We start from the raw sequence: 24,499 nt of genomic DNA on the forward strand, positions 1-24,499 counted from the left end.
TGGATTAATTCGCAAGAAACGCATCCAGTTGCTTTTGCTTCTCTGCCAGCACCTTGTCGACGCCGGCTGTTTTTAATTTGGCCAGGAACTCCTCGTACTTTTGCTCGGTCTCGTCGGCGTACATGCCCGTGTTAAACGCTGCCCGGTACTCGTTCACAATCGCAGCGCAATTCGCACTCTCGGCCTTGACCGAGTCGGGATCGAAGCTGAACCCGAACAGCGTCGATACGGTCGCCGAGTCGTTCAACGCCTTGGTCTGCTCCCACACGTCATCCGGCTGCGTGCCGCTCACGTACGAGTTGAATTCATTGCCGAACATCCAGCCGTACGCCTTGCTGTATGGCGCGCCGGCGAGCGACTCAACGCGATTGTCGCCGACTTTTTTGTAATCGACGCCCTCGATGCCCCAGACGAGCGTATTGAACAGCTCCTTATTGGTGTTGAGCTGCTCGATCACCATCAGCGCGCGCTCGGGGTGACGGGAGGTGCTCGAGACGGCCGTCATGGTGGCGATTGCATTGGGCGAGGTCAGGATCGGTTCGCCCAGCGGAATGACGTACTGCTCGGCGTCATGCGTTTTTTTGACGATTTCTTCGATCCCCGGCATGAGCGTGGCAATCGGAGCGGCCGCATATTTCGTCGCATCGAAGGTCGGCCGAGTCAGCGCATCCTTGGCGATCAGCCCCTTCTTCTGGAACTCGGCGAGTGTGAGGATGAAGGATTTGAATTCCGGTGTCTCGTACTCGTTGAATACCCGGGGACGCGCCTCGGTCGAGCTGGCGATTCCCGGCACGTCCGTACCGCCGATCGACTCCCACTCGTAGTAGGGGTAGAAGTAGGTAAACACTTGATTCTTCATCTGCGCGTTGTACAGTTGATCCGTGTCCGCCGCCGGCTCGCCCGCCTTCACCTGCTCCAGGAACGGGATGAGATCGGCCAGCTCACGCACGCTCGCCGGATCGAACCGATACTTATCCGCCAGCATCTTGTTGATGCTGAAGCCCGACTGTCGTGCAAAGATTTGCTGGTTAATGCTAGCGTAAATGTTGCCGTTCACCCGCGCGGCGTCCCAGATCTGCGGCTTCAGCTCGGCATATGTCTGGGGCGCGTATTCCGGCAGCAGCTCCGTCAAGTCGACGAACGAGCCCTTGGCTGCATGCTCGAAATAATTGAGGTAGTACGGCGACGTGAAGGCCAGATCGAACTCCTCCTGCGCATTGACCATGATCGACATTTTTTGGGTATAGTCGCCGTTCGGTACTTTGATGAAATCAACGGTCGTGTTGATTTCTTTCTTCAAAATCGCATTGATTGCCGCAAAAACCGCTTCGTCGCCCGGCTTGGTCGCGCCAAAAAAATAGTACTTCAAATGAACCGGCTCGAGCGCTCCCGTCGACTCGGCGGCTGCCGAAGACGATGCATTGTCCGGCGGCGTGGAGGCGCCGTCGCTGTCCGCTTGCTCCGCACTCTGACAGCCGGCCAGCAGCAGGACTGCGACAAGCGACAAAAGAAGCATGGTACGCAATAGTTGATTCATTCCGGTCAAGACCCCATTTCTTCAAACGATTGTTCCAGTCTGCGGCATCGCTTGGCGGTAACGCTTACATAGAGGGTATCGATCGCAAGCGGCGCTCCGTTGACTCGACATTTTGAAGTATAGCGCCGCTGCGCGCCAAAAAACACTGCAAAATCGTCCGGCACGGCTTTAAATTCGTCCGGTCTGCCTCCATTATCCGATTTTGCAGTACGCCGGACAAGTCCACAGTACTCGCGCGCAAGGCGGACACCCCATGACGCCCTCCACCGGCCTGCCATCATTGATGCAAGGCGAAACGGCTGACGCCATCCTTTGGCGACGACACAAGTTACGTTCCGAGAAAGATAGACAAGTATAAACCATAATCATATACTTTCTATTCTTTCAAGCCAAAAACCGACGCCGACTGAAGTCGGCGCCGGTCCGAGGCGCTTACAGATGGGAAAACAAGAAATCCAGCGGCGCGGCTCCGGTATTGAACTCGTGTCCGCCCTCGAAGAGCACGGCACTGAAGCGCTCGCCGAGCCCCAACCGCTCATAGTGCGCCCGCGCCCTGGCGCTCTCCGTCAGGAAGCCGTTCGCCGCGAACACCGTATCCGCGGCGCCGCCCTCCAGATAGAGCGGACGCGGACAGATCAGGCCGCACACCTCCGCATCGAGGAAGCGGACGCCTGCGCCTGGCCACGTCCAATCCGACCACGGATACGCGTAGCGGTCGTTGACATAGCACGAGCTGACCGCAACTGCAATCCGGGGATCAAGCGCTGCTGCAAACAGCGTGTAAAACCCGCCATAGGACAGGCCGGCCATGCCGACCCGCGCAGCGTCCAGATCGGGCCGCTGCAGCAAGACGTCGAGGCTGCGCCGCAGCTTGTACAGCTCCAATCCCGCAATGGAGATGCCGAGCTGCTTGAGCCGGGTATCGATCTGCCGCCGATCGAAGCGCGGTCCGAAGCGGCCCCCTTCCCACAGCAGCAGCTGCGGCGCAAAAACCGCCGCTCCCCGCCGCACAATGCGGCGCGTCATGTCATTGTAATTGGCGGAGCCAAAGAAACCGGCCGTCAGCTCCGGCGTACCTTGTCCGCCATGCTGCGCCACCACGAGCGGGAACGGCCCTGCGCCGGGCGGGCGCAGGAAGAGTCCGTAGGCGTGCAGCCCCTCCGCCACCGGGATCGTCACCCGATAGACGGTCCCCAGCTCGTCCGCGGCCACCTGCTCGTAGCGGGCTTCGCCCGAGGCGGCTGGCTGCAGCAGCGATTGCGCCTCGAGCACTGCCGACGGCAGCCCCAGCAAGTCCGCCAGGTCTTGGCGGTACGACGTCGTACTGGCTGCATACGCCGCACAATCGGCATAATCCGGCGTGAAGTAGCGGGCACGCCGGTCCGCCGATTGGCGCTGCTGCGCGGCGATCCAGGTCTCCATCTCGTCCAATTGCGCGGCGCGATACCGATTCCCCGCATCTTCGGGTTCGCGGTACAACTGCCCTTCTCGTCCTGCGTTGTCTTCAGACATAGTCGCGCGCATCCTCCTCAGTCCGCGATCGGCTCGATCGCCAGATTGTTGTACAGGTACGACGCGGTACGCGTGCGCCACAGCACATACTCCGCTCTGGAGATGTTGGCCGCGAGGGCAGACTGCATCTCCTGGGCACCGAGCGCCCATACGCGCTGCTCGCCCGCCAGCTCCTCGATCCGCACACTGGCGGTATGCGCATCGAAATCAAGCTCCAGCGTCACCTCGTACCACCGGTCCTCCTGCAGATGCCCGGCGCTCACCAGCGTATAATCTTCGTCCAGTCGCACACGCAGCGAGCTGTCCATAATGATCGTGGCGATCACCTTGCCGGTCGTGTCGCGCAGATTGACAAAGCTCTGCGGACTGTCCGTCCCGCTCGCCTTCATGAGCTGGTAGCTGACGCGCACCTGGCCGGTCATGCCGGATGGACTGTACACCTTGGCCAGCGTTGACGTGGCCGCGTCGTCTGTCGACGTCTTGTACAGGCGCAGGCTTCGATCAGTCGCGCTCGGCGAGGTCGCTGCGGTGTAGTAGCCCAGATCGGCGGGCACCGCGGTGTAGCCCGAGACGCCCGCGAGGCTGCCCGCGGCATACGCATCGAAATGCTCGTAGATGCCGCCAGGCGCAGGCGATCGGATCGCGAGCGTCCGCGCGACGGAAGTCGTCTGGATCTCGTCGTCGCCCGCATCTGTCAGCACGACGCCGGACAGCGTGACTGCCGTGTCCGGATCGGCGCTGCTCGCCTCGAAGGTCGCCGCGAACAGCGCCTGCGGGTCGTACCCTTCCAGGGCCGTCCCCGTCCCGCTGAAGCTCAGCTCCAGCGTCCCGTACACCGCCTCCGTCACACTGACCGAGACGCCGTCCGCCAGCGAAGCGATACCGGCGTATTCCAGTACCGCCGGATCATACGTCAGCTCTGCCGAGACCACGTCAAGCGCGCTGTTGGGCACGACCGCTCCGGTCATCGTCACGGTACCGCCCGTGACTGCCTGGCCGCTCCCCCACAGCTCCGCAGTCGGGTCGTCCGGGATCGGCCATACCTCCTCGCCGGGCAGTCCGATGTCCGTCTCGCCGAGTGTGATGCTGCCCGAGCGGGCATACAGGCCGAAGTAGCCATCCTCGGTGATCCGGTCCTCACTTGTATCGAGATACGTGAAGACATTCTGCCCGTCTACGTTCAGGATAATGCGCACGCCGCCCGGCTCGGTGACTGCGCCCGCCTGTACGAGGCGGGTCTCGTGGAACGGAATCGCGTGATTCGGATAGGAAGCCGCGCCGAGACTGTCGAAGCCGGCGATCTCGCCGAAGAACACCGTCCGCTCGCCGCCCGCGAAGCGATGCAGCTCAATGATGTTCGCCTTGATGCAGATCATGTACAAGCTGTTATCCGCCGCGGTGAAGTCCCTGTCTACGCGCTGGTTGCGCAGCACGATCGCCGGCCAGCCGCCGGTCGCATTGATCTTCATATTCATAGACAGCAGCTCGTCGCCGAATTGCAGATCTTCGTAGAAGGCATAGCCGCTGCCCGGCGTGTCGATGTCCAGCGTGCCCGATCCCGGCGTAATCGTCCCGCTGGGCAGTCTGGAATACCAGCCGCGCGGATCGCGGATCGCCTCGTTGAGCGAATAGGCCGGTACGGTCAGACTGGTCGGATCGCTGTAGTCCGCGACAATGATCTCCACCGTCCGGCTGACGACCACGCCGTTCAGCGAAGTCGTGAAGGTCAGATCCGCTGTGCCGACGACGCCGGTCGTCAGCTGTCCGTATACGACCGATGCGACCGTGGGGTCGCTGCTCGCGATGCTCACGTTGCCGCTCCCCAGAATCTGCCCGTCCCGGGTGATGCCCCGCGCGACGAGCTGTCGAACGCTCCCGGGCACGAAGACCAGGCGCTCCGGCACGATATGCTTGACATTCTCCAGTGCGTAGTACACCTCGATGTCGTCCAGCACATCGTCCACATAGACCGCGATCGTCTGTCGTACGAGGCGGCCCTGGAGGTAGATATACAGGTCCAGCGTCGTGTGCCCGGCGTCGACGGCCGTGACGAGGCCGCTCGCATCCACCGTCGCGATCGACGGATCGGCGCTGACATAATGAATCTGCGCCCCCGCCAGGCTGATCGGCTCGCCGCGGCCGTTCGCCGCGCCCACATCGAGCATAGCGGTCTGCGCCGTCTCCAGATTGAGCGTGGCCGGCACGTCGACCCGTTCGATCGTACCTGCCGCCAGATCCTGATACGCCGGCTCTAGTCCCGCATTGCCGATGATTGCCTGCGCCGCAGACGGCCAGTTGGCATCCGGATGAATGTGCGTATTCGTCTGGACGATGCTGTCCTCTCCGCTTTTATTCCAGAAGGCGCTCGTCGTGCTGTAGTTATGCGTGAATTCAAGATCGCTTGCTCGCACATTGGCAAACGCCCAGTTCGTATCGTAGATATCATCCCAGATCGGCGCGGCCCGCAGATCGATCACGTTATCCTCGATCAGCCAATCGTTCGACGATTGATCCATGTAAATGGCGGCATAGCGATTCATCTGATTTTTGATATAGTTGCCGGAGATCAGATTGGGCTGCTCGGCCGTTCCGCCCGTGACGCCGAAAGCGTAGATCGCCCCGCCGTCGAACATGCCGTCGTTCATGAGATGATGAATGAAATTGTGCTGTACCTTGGCGCCCGCCGTCGTCGTCACCGGCGCATACACGCTGCCGAAAAAGCTGATGCCCGAATACGGCACATTGAAAATCTCATTGTGGGAGATGTCGATGTCCATCGGAAACGCAACAGTCAGCGCCGTCGCGCTCTTGTACTCGACGCCGATGTCGTGAATATAGTTGTTGACGATATCGTTGTTGCGCAGGATCAGACGCGTATCGGACGGATTGTACACCTCGGCGTTCTGCTTGGAGGTCTCGCCGGCATTGATCGCCGAACCCGAGATGTCGTAGAACCGGCCGCCCTGGATCAAGTGGTCCTGCACGCCCTGCAGCAAATTGATGCCGGTGCCTCCCAAATGAGAAAATTCGCAGCGTTCGAACGTCACGCCCTGCGCGAAACGAACCGTCATCGCCGCTTCCGGCATCTCCAGCGTGCCGACCTTGTAATTGTTCTGCTCGTCGATCCAGCCGAGCTCGTCCGTCGGCTGCTGCCACGATGCATACGCAAAACCCAGTCCTTCGAAGCGCAGGCCCTGCACCGGCGTATCCGCGCTGCCGCCATCGATGCGCACCAGATGCTCGAGCACCGGCGCCGTGACGCGCGCCGTGCCCATATCCTCGCCGGGACGCGGCTTGTAATAGATCGTCTCGTCCTGCTCGTCCAGATACCACTCGCCTGGCTGGTCGAGAAAGGCGTAAGCATTCTCCAGGTACCACAGCTTCAGATGCGAGCGGTTCATGACGCGCTGCCAGTGCGTCGCCTGCAACGCAATCTCCGCTTGCCCGGATTGCGCGGTGATCGTATCCACTCGGATGCGCGGGCTCGTCCAGGCCGCCTGGAACACCGCCTCCACCTCGCCGGGCTCGCTCAGCGTCGCCAGCCATGCATCGTCGCTCGTGTAGCCGGTCTCCGTCTTGACTGCGGCCGCAGGCGCTTGCTCCATACGCGCCCGGACGGCCCGGTTGCCGTTCACGTACAACTGCCGCGTCTGCAACGCCTCGGCCGGCGCAGCGTAGATATTCGCCCCTGCGTCGTACAGTGACCAGCCGCCAATGTCGCGGCTACCCTCGATGATGGGCTGCTCGGCACCGTATGCGGCGTAGACGACCGTGTGCCCGCCCGTTCCCGAATCGCGGTCATCCAGCACCCAGGTATCGGACTGGACATACCGCCCGCCGCGCACATAGACGACGATATCGCCGGTCATCGCGTCGTTGGCGGCCCGCACCTCCTGCTGGGCTCGCTGCAGCGTCGCAAAAGGCAGCGCCCCCGTGCCGGGATTGTCGTCGTCGCCGTCCGTCGCTACATAATAGGACGCTTGCAGCGACGGAGGCGGCTCCGGCTCGTCGCCGTACACCGGACCGGCCGGCCATGCGGCCAACACCAGCAGCCACGCCGCCAAGAACCCGGCGATCCCTTGAATCTTACCTTTCTTCATCATTTAACCTCCCGTGTTCGAGTTTCGCCGAAATGTATTCGCTTTCATTTGAATGGCGACCTTTCGGCTTCCTCAGTATAGCGGGCGCCTGACCTCTGCTGAAACTGCAACATCAGCAGGTTACACTGCAAAAACGGCCGATGCGCGGGCATCGGCCGGAACAAGAACTTCATGATTTCAATGAAATAAATAATTTTTCACATCTTTATAAAAGTTTTCGCGCGTACCGCAATAAACGAACACAATATGCGCGTCCCGCTCATTACAAACGTAACAAATTCGAATCGCAATACCTTGGTGCTTAAAATCATAAGACCTGAATTCCCGAAGATCCCCGCTGAGCGAATAGCCCTGATCGGGATCCGCCACAATCCGTTGCTGTCGATTCAAAATTTCAGCGTAAACCGAAGGCGCTCTTTTGTTAAGACCCTTGAGGAGGCGTTGCATTTTTTTTGTCGAAGAATACGTCCAATCCATTGAAATCGAGATCCCCTTCGTCTTCCTCAGATCCCGAATCCGCCATGTCCTCCATAAACGTTTGAACACGGTCCTTTAACAAACGGCGATACTCGTTAATCCGATGCGTCAATTCTTCTGCCAATTGCTCCTCGGAGAGTCCTTTGGAAAGAACTTGTTTCACAATAGCCTGGATGTCTTTTTCTTCACGGGTTTCTTGGCTTCGTGCGGGCTGCAGAAATATGCCATCGTCCAACAAATAGGCGTGGACCTCTTCTTCTATGTTTAGGGCATCAAAATAGCTTTTCGGGATCGTCAGCTGTCGTTTACTGGTAATTTTAATGTCTCGGTATTCGTTAACCCCCGTTAACTTTTTCATCATCATGTTATATTCTCACCTTTTCTTAACCCATCATTACTGAGTAAGGATAATGTAGCATAACACGATGTCATCAGTCAATCCTTACGCAGTAAGGATGTAATTTTTTGTTATCCACAGCGATGTTCACAAGTTATACACAAAAATTGTGCATAACTTGTGAATGAACTGTGCGTAACTCATGACGAATCATCAAACGTAGCAGGATGCGATTGACCGTTGCGTAGATCGAGCGCCCCTGATTTCATACGCTAACGGTTGTGAGCGACGCTAATCCGTTCCGTTAGCTATATTGCCCCGCCTCGATCGCCTGCTGCTTCTCGTCCAGGATCTCCTGGTACCCGGCGTCCAGATAGGTCTGCTTGGCATCCTCGTAGAGCGCGTCGAATTCGCCCTCGGGAGCCAGCGCCAGCTTGACGTACAGCTCCTGGAACAGCGCGTTCAGATCGGCCTTGTACTCGCCGACCGTCTCCAGTACGACGCTGTACAGCGCATCCGGAGTGCGATACTCCGCCACCTCGTCATAATACTGCAGCATGACCTCGGCCAGCCCTTCGTAGCCCGGCGGCGCCCAATTGCGCAGGTACGCCTTGCGCGTCACCTCGGCGCTCTCATACTCGGCCATCTCCGTCACCAGCGCCCAGTAGTCCTTGTTGTTGTTGTTCGACAGCTTCGATTCCCCGGCGTAGTCGGCCTCCTTGACGGCGATGCCGTCCGCATCGAGCGTATAGTTCTGCCCCTCCACCCCGTTCTGCAGGAAGAACAGATTGTCCGGCTGGCTCATCCACTCGAGGTACATCCAGACGGCGGCGCGCTCCTCCGGCGTGCTCTCGTAATTGATGCCCATGATCAGGCCGAACGGCCAGTACGCGCGGCCCTGCGGCTCGTAGCCCTCCGGGATGAGCGCGCGCGGCGGCAGGATCGCGAATTCCGCATCCGGATTGTTCGCCAGCGTCGCGGCGAAGACGTCGGCATTGCTTGTCAGGTACAGGCCGTACGTGCCCGTCTTGCCCGCGACGAATTCGGCCTTGATCTTGTTGTCGTCGTTGCGCAGGTAGAATTCCCGGTCGATCCAGCCGTTGTTGTATTGTGTATTCAGGTTGCGCAGGTAGCGCTCGCTGGCCGCCCAGGTCAGATCGGCGACGCTCAGATCAGAGTAGAGGGCCCGCTCCTGCTCGTCGATCGGCCACTCGCGGAACGGGTAGCTGTACGTGTAATTGTTTTGCAGCAGGCTGGCGCCGCCTACGCCCAGCCTGGCTTCCTTCCACTTCGCGAGCATGTCGTTGTACGTCTCCAGCGAGGTCAGATCTTCCACCTTCATGCCGACCTGCTCCACCCAGTCCTTGCGGATCAGCGTCGTGAAGTTGTCCGCGGCCGGACGCGCCGCGAAGAAGAAGACACGCTCGCCGTTCACGCTGCCGTACTGCTCGATCGTCGCGCGCATATTAGCCCAGTAGGTCGGCGCGTAATGCTCGATCTCGCCGTAGTCCAGCTCCTGCATGACGTCCTCGCCGTAATAGGCGAGCGCCTGCGGCATGTCGTAGTGGAAGATGATGTCCGGCGCTCTGCGCGAGGCGAGCAGTTGCTCATAGTCGGTGACCTCGCTGCTGCGGGTGATCGGCGTGAATTTGACCTCGATGTTGTTCGGATCGCCGAACTCCTGTTGCATCCAGCGCGTATAGTAGTTGTCGGTCACGTTCCAGCCCTCGAAGGCGCGCTCGTAGACCGGGATCTCCAGCGTCACCCGCTCCGGGAAGCCGCCCGAATAATCGGCGTACTCGCCGTCTGCATCGGCGTTGCCCCCATTGTCGCTCGCGCCCTCCCCTGCCGGCGGCGTGTTATTGCCGTTACTGTCCGTGCCGTTGTTGCCATCGGTACAGGCCGCCAGGACACTCAGGACGAGGACCAGGGCCATCGTCAGCATTGCGATTCTAATTTTTCGCATTTTCGTTCCCCCCATAATTGGCAATGTGGATGATGCGTTATTCCTTGATTGCCCCCAGCATGACCCCTTGCACGAAGTACTTCTGGATGAACGGGTAGACGCAGAGGATCGGCAGCGTCGCGAATACGACGCACGAGGCCTTGAGCACCTCGGGATTAGTGAGCTGCACCTGGGTCGCTTCCAGTTGGAAGCTCTCGCTCGCCTGGATGACGAGGTAATACAGCTTGAGCTGGAGCGGCCGCATGTCGACATTCTGCTTGATGTAGAACAGCGCGTCCTGGTACGCATTCCAGCGGCCGACCGCGTAGAAGAGCGCCAGCGTGGCCATGATCGGCTTGGAGAGCGGCAGCACGATGCTCCACAGGATGCGGAAGTGCCCCGCTCCGTCGATCCGCGCCGACTCCTCCAGACTGTCCGGGATCGTGCTGGCCAGCGACGTCTTCATGATCAGCAGGTTGAAGGCGCTGAAGGCCAGCGGCAGCACGAGCGACCACATCGTATCGAGCATGCCGAGACTGTTCACCAGCATGTAGTCGGGAATGATGCCGCCGTGGAAGTACATCGTGAACAAAAAGATAAACGTCAGCAGCGCGCGGCCCTTGAGCTGCTTGCGCGAGAGCGGATAGGCCGCGCAGATCGTAAGGACCATGCCGATGACGGTGAAGAGCACGGTGACCACGACCGAGACATAGAGCGAGCGCAGAATGCTCTTGTCCGCCAGAATTTTGCCGTACGCCTCAAGCGTGAAGCCCTGGGGCCATAAAATGACCTTGTTCGCGATGACATACGCATCCGCGCTGAGCGACTTGGCCACGACGTGCACAAACGGCAGCAGACAGGCCAGCGAGGTCAGAATGAGCGCGGTGCCAATCAGCACGGCCCAGATATCGGGACGCTTGCGGCTCGCCCCGGCCAGCATTCCTGCAGCGGCTTTCATCGATTCTCCTCCCTCCTCTCCCATTGGCTACAGAAGCCCGTCCTCGCCGAGCCGCTTGGCGATCCGGTCCGCGGCCAGTACGAGCGCCAGGCCGATGAGCGCCTGGAACAGGCCGAGCGCGGTGGCGCGGCTGAAGTCGCCGCTTTCGATGCCCCAGCGATAGACGAGCACCGGGATCGTCGTTGTGAATTCGGTGGTGGCCTTGTTTTGCAACGCAAAGACGCGCTCGAACGAGCCCTCCATGATCTTGCCCAGATTCAGAATAAGCAGCGTAACAATCGTCACCCGAATCGAGGGCAGCGTCACATTCCAGGCCTTGCGCCAGCGCCCCGCGCCGTCTACGGTCGCCGCCTCGTACAGCTCCGGATTGATGCTGCTGATCGAGGCCAGATAGATAATCGTACCCCAGCCCATGCTCTGCCACACCCCGATCGCCAGATAAGAGAACAGCCAGTTCGTATCCTGCTGCAGGAACGGAATCCGCTCGCCGCCCATCATGACGATCACGTTGTTGACGACGCCGTTGCCCTCGCTGAGCAATTGGTACGCGATCGCGCCGATGATGATCCAGGACAGGAAGTGCGGCAGATACAGCAGCGTCTGATTGATGCGCTTGAAGCGCACGCTGCGGATCTCGCTGAGCAGCAAGGCGAGCACGATCGGCATCGTGAAGCTGAAGACCAGATCCAGACTGTTCAGGAGCAGCGTGTTGCGCACCGCGCGGATAAAGTCGTACTTGGCAAAAATTTCGTGAAACACCTCTAGCCCGACCCACTCGCTGCCCCAGAAGCCGCGGGCAATCTTGTAATCCTTGAAGGCCAGCACGAGCCCCGTCATCGGTCCGTACTTGAACAGCAGCACAAAAGCCAGCGGAATCGTCAACAAGAAATACAGCTGCCAGTCGCGGCGAAGAAATCCCATCCCCCCGTTCTTCTTTTTTCGCATGAGCGGCGGCGCCGCCGCCACTTCTAAAGCGCTTCCATTTTTCGCATGTTGCATCGGATCACCCCCTTGCTCAGCTGAGCGCGTCCTTGTGTTGCCTGCCGCTGTGCTGCGTGGCTTCTTGGCGAGGCTGGCCTTAGGATACCGCTTCCGTTTTGCGTTCGTAAATCCTGACTATTGCTTACGGGCTTCATTTTTGATCGTAAAATCAAAAATGAAGCCCGTAAGCAAAAATGAAGCTGCCCGGACGAGCAGCCTCATGCGATTAGAAATAGGGTGAAAAAGTGCCAGAGTGGCCGAAATTGCGTTGGAGAAAAGCAAATGCTTTCGAAGTACGTTCTTGCAGAACGTTTGAGCGCCCGCCATCTTGCTCCCCGATTTCTTCATCTAGAGGGGTCAGAATTCGAGAAATCGGGGAGGTACAATGTTTCGAAGAAACATCGCTACGGGAGCATACGGAAACGCATTTCGGGCACGGCGGTTCTACTTTTTCACCAAATTTCTAGGACGAGGAGGCCTTGACCGCCTTATAGCCGCTGGGCGGCATGCCCTCGAACTTGCGGAAGAAGCGGTTAAAGCTCTGCACGTTGGCATACCCGACCTCGGCCGCGATGCGTGCGATCGTCCAATCGGTGTCGAGCAACAGCTGCTTCGCCTGCTCGATGCGCAGCATGTTCGTGTACTCGATCAGGCTTTTGCCGGTCAGCTCATAAAAAATTTTGCGCATATACGAGTAGCTGATGCCGATCGTCCTGGCCATCTCCTCGTAGACGATCTCCTCGCCGTAATGGGTCTGCAAATAGCGGAGAATCTTGTCCCCGTAACCGGAGTCGCCGGCGCCGCGCTCGCGCGCCAGATACCGCACCGTCTCGGTGAAAAAGTCGCGCGTATAGCGATGCAGCTCATCCAGCGTCTCCATCGCGGCCAGGGCCGAATACACGTTGCCTCGACCGGCATACATCCGCGTCGTGTTCACATTATGCTCGCGCAGATGGCGGATCGTCGCCCCGAGCAATTGATTGTAGATAAAAAGAATGTTGTCGCAGGAAATGCCTTCCGCCGCCATAATCTCCTCCTGCAGGCCTTCGAGTTCCAGGAGGAGGCGCGGCAGATCGCCCGCATCCATATAATTGACGATGCGCCGCTCGCGATGGGCCGGGTAGACATACTTCTCGCCGCTCGCCGGCTCCTCCCAGCGAATCAGGCAGCCGCTGCCGCGGATCATGCGCTGCTTGACCGCTTCCAGCGCCTCGTCGAGCCGCCGAGGCACTCCGGAGGCCGCATCGGTCCATGCGCTCACCCCAATGGTGACGGAGTGGCCCAGCAGCTCCAGCACGCGCTCGCGCACCCGCCGCATCGCTTCTCCGATCGCTTCGTCTTTGCAATCGGCAGACGCGGCATTGAGCAGGATGGCGAAGCTGCCCTCGCCCTGGTAGACGCAGCGTACGCGCAGGCACTCCGGCAGCAGCGATTCGCAGGCATCGATGACCAGATAGCGGTGGTAGCTGCGCGTCTCCGGACTATGCTTGGACACGTAGCGCCGATAGCGGTCGATGGCGGCGACAGCAACGGCATAGCTCCGCTGTGGGAACATCGCCAAGGCCTGCTCTGTCACCTCGCCGCGCAGCAGATTGTGGACCGCCAGGCGATGCGTATCATGCTCGCGCTCCTTCAGACGCTCCCGCAGCTCCTCCTGCTCCTCCCGCATGCGGCCAAAGGCGCTGCCCAGCGCCACCAGCTCATTGCGATTGGCCCCGCCGAGTCCCGCCTTGTCCCGCATGACACGCACCAGGCTGCGGATCGGCCGAGAGAGCCAGGCGGCCAGCAGCACCGCCAGCACCGTACCGACGAGGATGACGAGCGCGGTGATCAGAATAATGCCGCGCTGCAGCTTGTAGGTTGACGTCATCAATTCGTCCACGGAATACACCTGCACGCTCCACCAGTCGAACAGCTTGGAATGCGACCATGTATACAGCAGCCGCTTGCCCGCCTGCGTGTAGAAGGCGTGCCCCTGCGGTTTGCTGCTGCTCAGAACGTCCTGGATGTGCGGCAGTGCGCGACCATCCGTCAGCAGCAGGCCTTTGTCCCGATGCGAGACGACCCTGCCGTCCTCATCGATGAGCATATAGCCCTGCTCGCCTCGCTCCGAGGACTGCAGGTAGCTGCCGACCTGACGCTCGCGCAGATTGACGACGATGACGCCGCGCGTCGTCGTCGACAAGCGGCTCAGCGGGAACAGATACGAGACGACAGGGATCCCTGATTCCAGGCGGCGCGCATGCCATACGCCGCTGATGCCACGGCGCCCTTCGAGCGCCTCGTCCATCCAGCCGATATCTGCGTAGCGCTCCAGCGTCGTGATGCCCTTGTCGGTAGAGATGACATAGTCCGCGCCCTCGAGATAGAAGTAAGAGGCGTACACCCCGTCGACGCGATGGTTGAGGTTGAGCAGTTCGCCGAGCACGGAGAGGGCGCTGCTCATGTTGCTGTACTTGGCATTGAGCTCGGCGAACGTCTCGTACCTGCGAATCTGGTCGAATACTTGGGTCGACGCCAGCCGCACCGCATTTTGCGCCAGATGACTGAGCGCGGTCTCGTTCAGTCTGCGACTCGCATTCAGTCCCGCCATGGCCGAATCGGCAATCGCGCGCTCGGAATTGCCGAGCATTTGTTCGCCGCTGTACCACGTGAGAATAGCCGTAGGCACAGCCATAATACCGAAAAGCACCAGCACCAGCTGCAACAGCAGTGGAATGCGTTTCATGGGACCCCTCCTTCTCTTCTCGGGAGCGCATCTTCCATCGATTCACATTGTAAGCGCTAATCATTCGCTTTTTTATTAAGTATACAACAAAATAATAAATCCGAGCGGTTTCCGGAAATTTTTTTCCAAGGATGGAATACCTTGAGCCACGATTGCGGACGCTGAGCCTTAAGCCGGTTGGCGCTTTTCCAACACAAAAAGGGCGCTACACGTAACGTAGCGCCCTTCCTTCATGGCTTGACTGGATCAGCGGTCAGCATCCGTCCGACACGGAGACAAACCGTCTAATCGACTTGTTCAATTACAATCTTCAAGGTAACCTCGCTGGAATTGTCAGCGTCGTCGGTCAGCTCACCGGTGATGACCAAGCCGTCCCCGTTCTGATCCCACGCGTCCACCAACGTTACCGAGATGCCTTCCTCGCCCCCATCGATCTCGCCCAAGTGCTCGATCAGCTCGAGCGAGTTGGCCCCTCGATCCAGCGACTGCGTGAGCAGACCGGAGAAGGCTCCCAGATCGAGGCCTTCGATCGACGTGATCACCAGCTCGGCATCCTCGCTGACGCTGATCGTGCCGCTCGCCAGGTAGCCTTCGCTGTAGCTCAGCGTGATCGTGCCGTATACCCCGTCAGTGACCGTGACGTCGTGCCCATTAATCGTAGCCGCCGTGATACGCGGCGCCGTCCGGTCGCGCGACGGTCCAGGCGTGTAGACCGGCGTCAGCCGTGTGTTGATCGAAGGATCGACGCTGTTCAGCGTGCTGTAGGTCGGCACGCCCTCGATGTCCTCGAGCTCGACGACGATCGGCGCGCTCGGGAGCTTCATCGTGCGGCTCAGCGGCTGATTCTCGTGCAACTCGACGTTGCCCTCGCTGTCGACCGTGACCGTCGAAGCGTCGAACAGCGTACCCGCCGTCAGATAGGAGCCCCATTCGCGGCTGAGCGGCACGTTCAGCGACTGGATTTTGAGCAGCGGGCTGTCCGCGCTCACGATCCCCGCCTCGATCGCCTTGTCGACCAGACCGTCCGCATCCTCCAGCATCGACGCCGGGTACCCAAGCGCCTGCAGGTAGGCACGCAGCACATCGGCGAAGGTCGGATTGTCGGGCAAGCTGAGCTTGTCCGCGTCCAGTTCGTCATTCGTCATAGAGGCGAGCGCCTTCAGCACGTCTGCCTTGGACATCGTCTGCTCGCCGCCGAATTGGTTATCCTCGACGCTCATCACGTCCAGTGCCAGCAGCTTGCCGATGGCCGGCTTGTTCTCTTCGCGCACCGTGTGGATCGTCTCCTGCAGCTCGTCCGTGCTGTATGCGGTGACGACGAGCTGCTCGCGCCCGGCGGGTCCTGTGAAGTCAGACTGCGAATCGACCAGACCTGCTTGTACGGCGGCGGCCACGTATCCCTGTGCCCAATCCGATACGCCCTGTCCCACCGTCGCGGTATCATCCGTCTCGATATCCAGCACCCGGACCATGACAGTCGCCATCTGCTCCTTCGAGACCGATCCGTTCGGATCGAACTTGCCGCCGCCTACGCCGTTGAACAGACCAGCTTTCGCAGCCGCCTCAATCTCCTCGTACGCCCAGTGACCGGGCGCGACGTCTTGGAACGTCTGGGAGGCAGGCGTAGTGTCCACATCCAGACCGTCCAGCAGTCCGGCAATCCGAGCGAACTGGGCGCGCGTCATGTTCCGGTCCAGCCCGGCCGAACCGTCCACGAACCCAGTGAAGATCCCCTTTGCCTTCAAAGCGTCGAATTTTTGCTGTGCGGTTAGCTCGTCCGCACTTGCAATTCCGGACAAAAGTCCCATAGCCAGCAAAGCGGATAGACCAAATGATGCAGTTTTTTTCATCAACACGGCTCCCTTGGATAGAAATATAGTCGCGATTTGCGAACATTTCACAACATTTTGTGCACATTATGAAAATGTTGGAATCTATTTCTATCATAGCACGCGCTTGCCCATCCGTCATCATTCTTTCAGCTTTTTTCGACCTTTTTTGCAGCCTGGACAAGGCTGTCCGACTTCAGCGCATAGACGCCTTTCATGCGTCCAAGCGCTTCCGCCGCCTCCAAAAAGGAGTGAGGGCGCGCGCTCTTGAGCTTGAAATTCAGCGTAGCTCCCCTTGCTTCGGCACCTTCCTCGGCCCCGGCATCCAAGCCAAAAATCCGGCTGCGTCCGGCCGTGTCATCCGGGACGAGCGTGACCTGGGTTACATGAATGCGGTGCGACTCCAGCACTGCGACGATCTGACGCCATACGTCAGGCCGATCTTCCACCCGCAGCGCAATCGACTGATACCGCCGATGCCGCAGCAGCACCTTCTCCCACTTGTTCAACGCGTACAGGCTGATCAGCACCATCAAGGTGCATAGCAACGCGCCGGTATAAAAGCCGGCGCCGACGCATAGCCCGATCGCCGCCACCGTCCAGATCGAAGCAGCCGTCGTCAGCCCCTTGATCACGCTGCCGTTGCGCAGGATCGCACCCGCCCCGAGGAAGCCGATGCCGCTGATGACCTGCGCCGCCAGCCGAGCCGGATCCATACGGACGCTCGCCTCCGAAGTGAACTGGCCGAAGCCGTAGATCGACATCAGCATGATCGTCGCGGAGCCGAGGCAGACCAGGATGTGCGTGCGGAAGCCCGCGGCATGGTTGCTCCACTCGCGCTCGAAGCCGATCATGCCGCCCAGCACCGCCGCCAGCACCATGCGGATGGTCAGGTCGGCCCATGAGATCTCCCATACGCTCCCCGTATCCATGAACATGACGATCCCTCCTTCCGATCAGGCCGAGCCTGGGTAGGCGCTAAGATCCGCTCCGCTCCGCTCGGCCTTCGAGCGCTTGCAGCGCCTTACCGAAATGATCGCCAGAGGCCGTCAGCGCCTGGCTCGCCCGCCCCGCCGAGATGGCGAAGCGCTGCATCAGGATCGCGATTCGGGCATCTCCGCCGGCCTGCCCCGCGAGCCGCGCCGCCTCAGCCTTGTCCAGGCCGGTCGCCTGCTGGACGATCCGCACGACACGATCCTTGAGCTTGGCATTGGTCGCTTGGACGTTGACCATCAGATTGCCGTGCACCTTGCCGAGGCGAATCATCGCCGCAGTCGTGATCATATTCAGCACCATCTTGGTCGCGGTGCCCGCCTTGAGCCGGGTCGAGCCGGTGACGATCTCCGGTCCGACCTCGACCTCGATCGGATAGTCGACGCTGGCGCTCAGCCGGGTACCGTGATTGCAGCTCAGTCCCGCGGTCACCGCGCCGAGCGCGCGCGCCTCCTCCATCGCGCCGAGCACATACGGCGCGCCGCCCGCTGCGGAGATGCCCACGACCGCATCGCCGGGCCGCAACCGCTCGCGCGCTTCCAGCTGGCCCGCCTCCCGATTGTCCTCGGCATCCTCGACCGAGCGCGTCATGGCGCGCGCGCCGCCGGCGATCACGCCCTGCACGAGCTCCGGGCTGACGCCGTACGTCGGCGGGCACTCCGACGCATCGAGTATGCCCAGCCGGCCGCTCGTGCCCGCTCCGAAATAGTACAGGCGCCCGCCTTGCTCCAGCGCGCCGACAATCGCATCTATCGCCGCCGCGATGGCCGGCAGCTCGCGCTGCACCGCCAGCGGCACCGTCATATCCTCTTCATTCATCAGCGAGACGATCTCCAGCACATTCAATTGGTCCAGATGGGCCGAGCGCTGGTTCATCTGCTCGGTCGCCAATGCCGCCGAGGGTTCCTTATTCGTCATCTCATTCACCTTCATTCCTCCAATACCGGGTTGCTCGTTCGATGATGTGCGGCGTGAGCGGAATATCCGCCGCCGCGAGGGCGTAATAATAGCTCCCCAGCACCGGCGGGGCGTCCAGTGCGATCCGCTCCGGCGCCAAGGCCTGGATCGGCTCCTGCGCGGCAAAGGCCTCCATCAGCGCCGGTTCGCCGAATACGCCGCCGCTCAGGACAAGCGGCACGCCGCGAGCGCCGAAAGACAAGCGGGCGCACGCCGCCTGCACCAGCCGGGCGAGCTCGCCGGCCGCCTCCGCGGCGATCCAGCGCGCCGTCTCGTCGCCGCGCCGCGCCGCCCGGAACAGCGCGCGCGCAAGCGAAGCCGTCCGCGCACGCATATTGTCCGCTTCGTAGATCGCCGTGACGAGCTCGGGCGGGGCAGTGAGCCCGAGCTCGCCGAGAATCTCGCCTGTGAGCAGCGTCTGTGGCCCGCGGCCGTCGTGGGCGCGCATGACCGCCTGCAGCGCGCGCCGGCCCAGGTCGAAGCCGCTGCCCTCGTCGCCCATTACATAGCCCCAGCCGCCGACCCGGACGTATTCGCCGCTCTCGGGATCGTATCCGCATGCGATCGAGCCGGTCCCGGCGATCAGCACGACGCCGCGGCGTCCGTGCGTACCCGCCGCGAGCGCGGTCTGCGCATCGTTGTAGAGGCTGACCCGGGCCTGCGCCGGCAAGCGGTCGCGAAGCAGATCGCGCACGCGTGCCTTGTCCTCGCTGCGGTCGCCGCCGGCGAGGCCCAGAGCGATGCCGCGCACCTCGCGCAGCGAGACGCCGCTGCCTCGCAGCCCTTCCTCCAGCAGCCGGATCAGCTCTTCCCGGACGCGCGTCCACGGCAGCGACTTCATATTGCTCGAGCCCCCGCGCACCGCGGCCAGGATCTGACCTCCCCCATCGGCGACGATCAGGGTTGTCTGCGTGCCGCCGCCGTCGACGGCGACGAAGGCGCCGCTTGCTGTAGTCGTGTCGGTCGTCATCGCTGCGGCTCCCTCCCGGCCGCGTCGGCCGGATCGACTGCGCCGCTCTTGGCCTGCAGCGCATCGGCCAGCTCGTGCAGATCGGCGACGACCGCCGCCGGCAGCCACTCCGTTGGCAGCGGCGCATCAGCGGCCAGCCGGGCATGCTCGACCTCCGCCTGACGGCGCAGCACCGCCTCCAGCAGCGGGCTGTCCGCGCGCTCCGCCGGCGTGAGCGTCCGCAGCGCATCCGGGAGCCTGCGGCTGATGAGGATCGGCTGCGTGCCGATCGCGTGGGCGAAGACCATATCGTGGTCGAGCCGGTCGCCGACGTGGGCTGCGATCACGCCGCGCCCGCCGCTGATCAGAGAGGCGCCCATCGCCGCATCCGGCTTGGCACAGCCGGCCCGATCGGGGGTAATCACCGCGTCGAAGCGCTCCGTCAGGCCGAGTGCCGCCATCACCGGGTATTGGTACTTGTAATACCCGTTAGTCACGGCGGCCAGACAGTAGCCGAGCGTCCTGAGCCGATCCAGTCCCGGCAGCACCGTATCGTCGAGCAGGTAGCTCTTCGGCGCCCCGGCATGGCGGCCGACCATCTCTTCAATGCTGAAGCTCCCCGGCACGCCCCAGGAACGGAACAGCCGCGAGGCAATCGCATCCCAATCGTAGGCCGCCACCGTCTCCTTGGCAGCGAGCATCCGCTCATGCTCGGCCATCAGGCTGCCGCGCACCGTGTCGCCTTCGCCGAGCGTTTCTGCCGCCAGCCGCTCCAGCTCGGGGAAGATCCACCCTGCGAACGGATTCTGCATCAGGGTGCCGTCCAGGTCGAATGTGATCCATCGTTTCATCATTTCACCGCCCCGGCCGTCAAGCCTTCAATGAATTGCCGCGAGGCAAACAGGAACGCGATAATCATCGGCAGCGAAGCCAGCGTCAGGCCGCTGAACAACAGGTTCCATTCGGTATCGTATTCGCCGAACAGCCGCAGCATGCCATACATGATCGTGCCCTTGCCCGTGGACTTGATCAGGACGAGCGGATAGAAAAAGTCGTTCCACACCTTGATCAAATCGGTAATCGCGACCGTCGCGATGGCCGGACGCATGAGCGGCAAGATGATGCGGTAGTAAACCTGAAAATCGTTGCACCCGTCAATCCGCGCGCTCTGATCCAGATCTCTGGGCAGCGTCCCGAAGAAGCCGTAGAACAGAAACACCGCGAAGGAGATATGCCCCGCCACGTAGACGACTACCAATCCCGCCAGCGAATCCAGCAGCCCCAGCTTGAGCAGCTGCATGTAGAGCGGCGATATCGCCAGCTTCATCGGCAGCATCAGGCCGAGCATGAAGAAAAACAGCAGCGCCCCGTTCCAGCGGAAGTTATAACGCGATAGATAGAATGCCGCCATCGACGAGACGAGCAAGATGATCAAGAGCGAGAACACACTGACGAGCACACTGTTGAGCAAGTAATCCGAAAACTGCACCTTGTGCCAAACTTCAATAAAATTGTCGAGCGAAATCGAATGCGGCATACCGAGCGGAGACCGCGTGATCTCCTGGCTCGTCTTGAACGAAGACAGGAACATCAGAAAAATCGGATAGAGCGAGATAAACGAGAACAAAAGCAAAAGCACGTATTTGGTCAGCTGCTGCAGGCGATGCGCCATTGCCGAACCCCCTAACCAGCGAAAATTTAATAGTCAACGGCTTTGCGCCGGAAGAAGTACATCGAAACGGCGGTCGCCGTCGCAATCATGACCAGCAGGATGACAGCCAGCGCAGAGCCCAGGCCGATGGCCTCTCCCCCGCCCGCCGTGCTGAACATGAGTCGATAGAAGTACAGCGCCAGGACGTCGGTGGAATAATACGGCCCGCCGGACGTGCCCTGCATCGCATAGATCAATTCGAACGATTCGAAGGACGAGATAAAGGTCAGAATCGTCATGATCATAATCGACGGCATCGACAGCGGCACCGTAATCCGCAGCAGCAGGGTCAGGCCTGTCGCGCGGTCGATCTTGGCCGCCTCGTACACCTCACGCGAGATCGATTGCAAGCCGACCAGGAAGATGAGTACGGCGAAGCCGAATTCGTACCAGCTATCGACCAAGATGATCGTGTATAGCGCCGTATCGGGATGACCGAGCCACGGCCTGGCCCATTCCTCGAGCCCAATCGCGCGCAGCGCCGTATTCAGCACGCCGTAGGACGGATTGAGGATCAGGCTGAACAGATAGCCGACGACGATGACCGAGAGCAGCTTGGGCATGAAGAAGATGGTCTTGAACCACTCCTTGCCCTTGATCCGGCTGTTGATCAGCAGTGCCAGCAGATACGCGACCATGAGCTTGGCCGGCACCAGCACGAGAAAAAAAATGACGTTGTGCCCGAGCGCACGGTTGAAGGTCTCCTTGTGCGGCGACTCCGTGAACAACCGAATGAAGTTCTCCAGCCCGATGAATTGGTCGCGCAGCAGCCCCTTCCAGGAAAAAAAGCTGTTCATCAGCGCCGAGACGATCGGCACCATCATAAACCCGACGTAAAACACCAGCGCCGGCAGCAAAAACAGATGCACGAGATGCTTCATGTGCTTTGGTTTTCTCACGTTATGTCCTGCCCCTTCCTATATTGCAGACTCGGGTTCGCGCTCATCCGCCCAGCTCCTCGCGGATGCTGTCGTGGAGGATGCGGCGCAGCGCGCGCACCGGCATGCGGTCGCGTCCGGCATGCACCGCGTTCGTCAGCCAGACGATGGCCAGCCTCAGCTGCGGCTCGCACCAGATGCTCGTGCCGGTAAATCCCGTGTGGCCAAAGCTGCCCGGCGGCCAGGACAGCCCGCAGGAGACCGGCCGCCACGCCTCGTCATGGTGCACCTCCCAGCCGAGCCCGCGGCCCTGGCGCGGATGCGCCAGCGCGGCTGCCGCAAGGTCGGGCGACAAGAGCCGAGCGGCTCCAGGGTCGAGCCACACATCCGTATAGCGGGCCAGATCCTCGGCCGTGCCGAACAGTCCCGCGCTCCCGCTCGCCCCGCCCATCTGCCACGTCTTCTCATCGTGCACCTCGCCGACGAGATAGCGGCCGTCTACATATTCGGTAGCTGCCGCCCTGGCCGTCAGCTCGGGCAGCTGCACAGCGTACCCGGTGCCGCGCATGTCCAGCGGCGCGAGCACCCGCTCCTGCGCCAGCCGCTCGATTGGGCGGCCACCGACCCGACTCGCCAGCTCACCCAGCAGGATCATTCCCAGATCGCTGTAGCGCACGACGCGGCCGGGCTCGCTCTCCAGCCTGGCGCGATAGATCTCGCCCAGCACATCGCGGCCCGCGGCGCTTCGCGGTACGATGGGAAGGTCCGCCGGAAGACCAGATAGATGCTGTAATAAATGCTTAATTTTTACTCCTTTATGCGTGAAGGGGTCCAAATAAGCGGACACCGGCTCATTCCATCCAATTGTTCCTTCTTGAATCAAGCCCAAGATAACGGGCAGCGTGATGATTACCTTGGTAAGCGATGCCAAATCAAAAGGAGTGTCCGGCCGAATCGGCCGCATGCCGTGATTGTCGCAATATTCGCCAAAAGCACCGGTATAAATCGTTTTGCCCTGCACGCGTACGCAGCACACGCCGCCGGGAACGAGCCCTTCGCGATCCCATCTGCGCAGCAGCGCTTCGCTTTTGTTCAGCATCTGTGTTCCTCCCGCGGGCAAGGCCGGCGGGCGCGAGGACCGCACCCGCCGGATTTGTCCAAATTATAGATAGTATACGATTAACCTATACGTATCTAAATTTCGCGGAACGAAACTTGCTGCGCCGTGTAAAGACGGCTTGCCCGTTTCGCCTTGTCCCGCTTATGACTGCGGCGTGAACCACTTGTCGACGGAATCCTGCAGCTCTTGCGCCACTTGAGCAGCGTCCAGATAGTCGAGGTACAGCCCTTGCAGCGCATCTTCGAATGCGACCTTCGAGGCAGGAGCGCCTTGGTTAAAGTGTGCCAGGATCAGGTATGGCACGGCATTGTCGACGCTGAGCGACTTCATTCTGGCGAGCAGCGGATCGGCCGGCTCGACGCCGGGCACAGGGCTGACGCGCGTCAGCGTCTCGCTGAACAGCTTGCCGAACGAATCCGAGGCCACGAACTCCAGGAATTTCAGCGCTTCCTCCTGATGCTTCGAGGTTTTGGCTACCGCAAACGAACCGTCGACCCATGTCACGATATGCGACTGGCCGCCTTCTTCCGGCGCGAATCCGGTGAAGAAATCAACGTCGAATTGCAGATCGTTGGCCTTGAACGTTTCGAGGCGATGGCTGCCGTTGATGTACATGGCCGCCTCTTGATTATAGAACATCATCTGCGCGTCCTTGTCCTCGATCGCGATGAAGTCGTTCGGGAAGAACGGCTCCAGATCCTTCATCCGTTGGACCGAGTTGACGAATGCCTCGTCCGTAAATTTGGCCTCGCCGGCTACCACGGCATCGACAAATTCATTGCTGCCAAACGCGCTCTCGCCAAGCACCGCATGCGTCATGGAAAGCAGATAGCCCGCTTTGCCCGACTGCGCAACCGGCACGATGCCCAGCTCCTGGAGCTGCTCGCACACCGCGACGAACGCCTCATACGTCTGCGGCACCTCGATCCCGTTTTCCTCGAACATCGTTTTATTGTAGAAAATGACCGCGTTGTTGAGCATGAACGGGACGCCGTATACCTCGCCGTCGCTGCCCTTGGCCGCGTTCAGATACTGCTCGTCGAGCTGATCGATCCCGGGGAGATCGCCGACTGCCGTCAGGTAATCCGCATCGGCCAGCGCTGTCGCCGCATCGTAAGGGCGCAGCTGCAGCAGATCGACGCCGCTGCCCGACAGCAGAGCGTTGTTCAGGATCGTGTTGTACTCGGACGACTTGTACGGCTGGAAGTCGACCTTGATGCCGGGATTTTGCGCTTCGAACTCCGAAATAATGGTGGCGTAGCCCTCCGCGTCCTCGGGACGCCAGCTGTATAGCGTCAAGGTCACGTCTTCGCCGCTGCCTTCCGCCACCTCCGCGTTGCCCCCGTTCGCGTTGCCGTTGCCGCTCGCGTTGCCGTTCGCATTGCCGTCGTTATTGTTGCCGCCGCAAGCGCCGAGCACCAACACGATTGCGAGCATTGCCACTACCAGACCATAAGCTTTTTTTGTTTTCATTTTCTGTAACCCTC

Annotated in this window: 18 protein-coding genes; all 18 read right to left on the minus strand. The window is 60.8% G+C overall.

What is annotated here, in order from left to right; all coding sequences use genetic code 11:
• Positions 1–4: 4 nt before the first annotated feature.
• Entirely contained in the window at positions 5–1,537 is a 1,533-nt protein-coding gene (locus IDH44_RS14095) for an ABC transporter substrate-binding protein (RefSeq protein ID WP_190918659.1), read from the minus strand.
• A gap of 432 nt (positions 1,538–1,969) precedes the next feature.
• Positions 1,970–3,049, minus strand: coding sequence for a dienelactone hydrolase family protein (locus IDH44_RS14100; protein WP_190918661.1), 1,080 nt, complete (start codon positions 3,047–3,049; stop codon positions 1,970–1,972).
• 17 nt (positions 3,050–3,066) lie between these two features.
• A complete protein-coding gene (locus tag IDH44_RS14105) occupies positions 3,067–7,149 on the minus strand; it encodes a hypothetical protein (protein WP_190918663.1) in 4,083 nt (1,360 codons plus the stop codon).
• A gap of 177 nt (positions 7,150–7,326) precedes the next feature.
• Positions 7,327–7,626, minus strand: coding sequence for a type II toxin-antitoxin system RelE/ParE family toxin (locus IDH44_RS27395; RefSeq protein ID WP_190918665.1), 300 nt, complete (start codon positions 7,624–7,626; stop codon positions 7,327–7,329).
• The gene (locus tag IDH44_RS14115) at positions 7,571–7,990 is read right to left on the minus strand and encodes an AbrB/MazE/SpoVT family DNA-binding domain-containing protein (RefSeq protein ID WP_190918667.1); all 420 of its coding nucleotides are present in this window, start codon (positions 7,988–7,990) and stop codon (positions 7,571–7,573) included. Before IDH44_RS14115 ends, IDH44_RS27395 begins: the two co-directional genes overlap by 56 nt.
• 277 nt (positions 7,991–8,267) lie before the next feature.
• Positions 8,268–9,929 carry a type 2 periplasmic-binding domain-containing protein gene (locus IDH44_RS14120; protein ID WP_190918669.1) on the minus strand — a complete coding sequence of 554 codons (1,662 nt, stop codon included), beginning with the start codon at positions 9,927–9,929 and terminating at the stop codon, positions 8,268–8,270.
• Between the two features lie 37 nt (positions 9,930–9,966).
• The gene (locus tag IDH44_RS14125; RefSeq protein WP_190918671.1) at positions 9,967–10,866 is read right to left on the minus strand and encodes a carbohydrate ABC transporter permease; all 900 of its coding nucleotides are present in this window, start codon (positions 10,864–10,866) and stop codon (positions 9,967–9,969) included.
• A gap of 27 nt (positions 10,867–10,893) precedes the next feature.
• The gene (locus IDH44_RS14130) at positions 10,894–11,811 is read right to left on the minus strand and encodes an ABC transporter permease (RefSeq protein WP_190918749.1); all 918 of its coding nucleotides are present in this window, start codon (positions 11,809–11,811) and stop codon (positions 10,894–10,896) included.
• Between the two features lie 499 nt (positions 11,812–12,310).
• Entirely contained in the window at positions 12,311–14,575 is a 2,265-nt protein-coding gene (locus IDH44_RS14135) for an AraC family transcriptional regulator (RefSeq protein ID WP_190918673.1), read from the minus strand.
• A 284-nt stretch (positions 14,576–14,859) separates the two neighbouring features.
• Positions 14,860–16,425, minus strand: coding sequence for an S-layer homology domain-containing protein (locus IDH44_RS14140; protein ID WP_190918675.1), 1,566 nt, complete (start codon positions 16,423–16,425; stop codon positions 14,860–14,862).
• 128 nt (positions 16,426–16,553) lie between these two features.
• The gene (locus tag IDH44_RS14145; RefSeq protein WP_397326777.1) at positions 16,554–17,342 is read right to left on the minus strand and encodes an MgtC/SapB family protein; all 789 of its coding nucleotides are present in this window, start codon (positions 17,340–17,342) and stop codon (positions 16,554–16,556) included.
• Between the two features lie 40 nt (positions 17,343–17,382).
• Positions 17,383–18,315: an N-acetylmuramic acid 6-phosphate etherase gene (gene murQ / locus IDH44_RS14150; protein ID WP_190918753.1), complete on the minus strand. Its 933-nt coding sequence runs from the start codon at positions 18,313–18,315 to the stop codon at positions 17,383–17,385.
• 1 nt (position 18,316) lies between these two features.
• Positions 18,317–19,324 carry a BadF/BadG/BcrA/BcrD ATPase family protein gene (locus tag IDH44_RS14155; RefSeq protein ID WP_190918678.1) on the minus strand — a complete coding sequence of 336 codons (1,008 nt, stop codon included), beginning with the start codon at positions 19,322–19,324 and terminating at the stop codon, positions 18,317–18,319.
• Entirely contained in the window at positions 19,321–20,154 is an 834-nt protein-coding gene (locus tag IDH44_RS14160; RefSeq protein WP_190918679.1) for an HAD family hydrolase, read from the minus strand. The genes IDH44_RS14155 and IDH44_RS14160 overlap by 4 nt, the downstream gene beginning before the upstream one ends.
• Positions 20,154–20,975, minus strand: a complete 822-nt coding sequence (locus tag IDH44_RS14165; RefSeq protein ID WP_190918681.1) for a carbohydrate ABC transporter permease — start codon at positions 20,973–20,975, stop codon at positions 20,154–20,156. The genes IDH44_RS14160 and IDH44_RS14165 overlap by 1 nt, the downstream gene beginning before the upstream one ends.
• 26 nt (positions 20,976–21,001) lie before the next feature.
• Positions 21,002–21,913: a carbohydrate ABC transporter permease gene (locus IDH44_RS14170; RefSeq protein ID WP_317890185.1), complete on the minus strand. Its 912-nt coding sequence runs from the start codon at positions 21,911–21,913 to the stop codon at positions 21,002–21,004.
• A 43-nt stretch (positions 21,914–21,956) separates the two neighbouring features.
• On the minus strand, positions 21,957–22,991 hold the full coding sequence (locus IDH44_RS14175; protein ID WP_190918683.1) for a serine hydrolase domain-containing protein: 1,035 nt from the start codon (positions 22,989–22,991) through the stop codon (positions 21,957–21,959).
• A gap of 162 nt (positions 22,992–23,153) precedes the next feature.
• Positions 23,154–24,485: an ABC transporter substrate-binding protein gene (locus tag IDH44_RS14180; RefSeq protein ID WP_190918685.1), complete on the minus strand. Its 1,332-nt coding sequence runs from the start codon at positions 24,483–24,485 to the stop codon at positions 23,154–23,156.
• Positions 24,486–24,499 lie beyond the last annotated feature (14 nt).

The sequence above is a fragment of the Paenibacillus sabuli genome, from assembly GCF_014705605.1.
GTDB classification, from domain to species: domain Bacteria; phylum Bacillota; class Bacilli; order Paenibacillales; family Paenibacillaceae; genus Paenibacillus_D; species Paenibacillus_D sabuli.

Excerpts from the sequence above, each read along its gene's own strand:
- IDH44_RS14115 (WP_190918667.1), bottom strand. The coding sequence starts at position 7,990 with ATGATGATGAAAAAGTTAACGGGGGTTAACGAATACCGAGACATTAAA.
- IDH44_RS14175 (WP_190918683.1), bottom strand. The coding sequence starts at position 22,991 with ATGCTGAACAAAAGCGAAGCGCTGCTGCGCAGATGGGATCGCGAAGGG.
- IDH44_RS14160 (WP_190918679.1), bottom strand. The coding sequence starts at position 20,154 with ATGAAACGATGGATCACATTCGACCTGGACGGCACCCTGATGCAGAAT.
- IDH44_RS14155 (WP_190918678.1), bottom strand. The coding sequence starts at position 19,324 with ATGACGACCGACACGACTACAGCAAGCGGCGCCTTCGTCGCCGTCGAC.
- IDH44_RS14180 (WP_190918685.1), bottom strand. The coding sequence starts at position 24,485 with ATGAAAACAAAAAAAGCTTATGGTCTGGTAGTGGCAATGCTCGCAATC.
- IDH44_RS14105 (WP_190918663.1), bottom strand. The coding sequence starts at position 7,149 with ATGAAGAAAGGTAAGATTCAAGGGATCGCCGGGTTCTTGGCGGCGTGG.
- murQ (WP_190918753.1), bottom strand. The coding sequence starts at position 18,315 with ATGACGAATAAGGAACCCTCGGCGGCATTGGCGACCGAGCAGATGAAC.
- IDH44_RS14145 (WP_397326777.1), bottom strand. The coding sequence starts at position 17,342 with ATGTTCATGGATACGGGGAGCGTATGGGAGATCTCATGGGCCGACCTG.
- IDH44_RS14100 (WP_190918661.1), bottom strand. The coding sequence starts at position 3,049 with ATGTCTGAAGACAACGCAGGACGAGAAGGGCAGTTGTACCGCGAACCC.
- IDH44_RS14125 (WP_190918671.1), bottom strand. The coding sequence starts at position 10,866 with ATGAAAGCCGCTGCAGGAATGCTGGCCGGGGCGAGCCGCAAGCGTCCC.
- IDH44_RS14135 (WP_190918673.1), bottom strand. The coding sequence starts at position 14,575 with ATGAAACGCATTCCACTGCTGTTGCAGCTGGTGCTGGTGCTTTTCGGT.
- IDH44_RS14165 (WP_190918681.1), bottom strand. The coding sequence starts at position 20,975 with ATGGCGCATCGCCTGCAGCAGCTGACCAAATACGTGCTTTTGCTTTTG.
- IDH44_RS14140 (WP_190918675.1), bottom strand. The coding sequence starts at position 16,425 with ATGAAAAAAACTGCATCATTTGGTCTATCCGCTTTGCTGGCTATGGGA.
- IDH44_RS14095 (WP_190918659.1), bottom strand. The coding sequence starts at position 1,537 with ATGAATCAACTATTGCGTACCATGCTTCTTTTGTCGCTTGTCGCAGTC.
- IDH44_RS14130 (WP_190918749.1), bottom strand. The coding sequence starts at position 11,811 with ATGCGAAAAAAGAAGAACGGGGGGATGGGATTTCTTCGCCGCGACTGG.
- IDH44_RS27395 (WP_190918665.1), bottom strand. The coding sequence starts at position 7,626 with ATGGATTGGACGTATTCTTCGACAAAAAAAATGCAACGCCTCCTCAAG.
- IDH44_RS14120 (WP_190918669.1), bottom strand. The coding sequence starts at position 9,929 with ATGCGAAAAATTAGAATCGCAATGCTGACGATGGCCCTGGTCCTCGTC.